The organism is Bacillus sp. NPDC057893, from assembly GCF_042796455.1.
GTDB lineage: Bacteria > Bacillota > Bacilli > Bacillales > Bacillaceae_G > Bacillus_A.
In genome coordinates, this window is record NZ_JBHVNG010000043.1 from 1 (window position 1) to 1,231 (window position 1,231).

A 1,231-nucleotide genomic window follows, 5' to 3' on the forward strand; every position below is an offset into this window, starting at 1 on the left:
TTGCTATTCTCTCGAAGCAACTGCATATTTTCCTGTCTTAATTTTTTATTTGAATTGGCTTCTGTTTCCCACTCTTTATAAATCACTCTAAGCTTTTGACCCAAAGCTTTATTTTCCTTTGCTAAATCGGTGTTCAATATTTTTTCCATCTTGCCTTTTAGCTGTTTATTTTCTTTGGCAGCATGAACCAAATTTTTAAAGTCTTGTTCGGGAACAATCACATTTCCAGTCGGTGTCTTTTTCAACTCTTTTTTGGGAATCCCAAAAAGATTCTTTTCCTCGCTCTTAACCTCGATTTGCTGAAATTCCCTTTTGGCCCGAACTTTAATTTCATCTGGAACTTTTTCATTGAGGGCGAGCAATTCATTTTTCTTCTCCTGGAGATTTTTTTCTAGAAAATCAATTTCTTTTTCCAGCGTCTGCTTTTTGAATTCCCTCGTTTCCAAATGCTCACGAGTAGAACCTTTTTCTCCACGCTCCAAATCAAAGCCAAGCTTTTGCATATGCTCGGGAAACTTATCTTGCAACCAAAGCAATTCTTGACGATTGAACACATTTTTCCCTTGCAGTTTTCCATCACGCATTGGCACAACGCCAACATGCATATGGGGCGTTTTTTCGTCCATATGTACCGTTGCATAAGCAATATTTTGCTCGCCATAGCGTTCGGAAAATAATTTATAACTTTCCTCAAAAAATCGTTTTTGTTCTGTAGGATCCAGACGGTCAAAAAAATTTTTGTCAGATGTCACGAGCAACTCGTTTACAAGCACCGCATCTTTCCGAGTTTTTCTCGTACCTGTTTTTTGCGATTCAATGATTTCTTTGACATGCTGGTTATAATCAATTTTCCCATCATGGACCAAATCATAATTTTCATGGGAACGCTCTTTATCAATATCCGAATTCGTCCTGCTTTCTCTTTCACGCTGATTATGAAACTGAATTCCTTTCAAATCATGCGCCTTCATTTTCTGCATTCGGACGACCGCATAACTCATAAAATCAGCTCCGTTTCGGGGTCAGTTTTTCGGCAACACTTCCATGTAAAGTATAACACACTATACTTTACATTCGTAAAGTGTGTGCTCTGCGAGGCTTTTTCGGCTACCCGCCGAACCATGCTAACGCATGGGAAAACCTTGGGCTTTGCCCAAACCCACAAGGGGAAATGATTCCCCCGTGGTCGGCGCACGTGTACAGGCCCCAACCCCCCCCAGTGTGAGGCGGG

The 1,231-nt window shown here is 40.8% G+C and carries 1 protein-coding gene; it reads right to left on the reverse strand.

Annotated features, from left to right (window positions below; genetic code table 11):
* A partial coding sequence (gene mobV / locus ACFVQC_RS30195) for a MobV family relaxase (protein ID WP_377900198.1) occupies window positions 1–1,001 on the reverse strand: 1,001 nt, incomplete at its 3' end.
* Window positions 1,002–1,231: the final 230 nt, after the last annotated feature.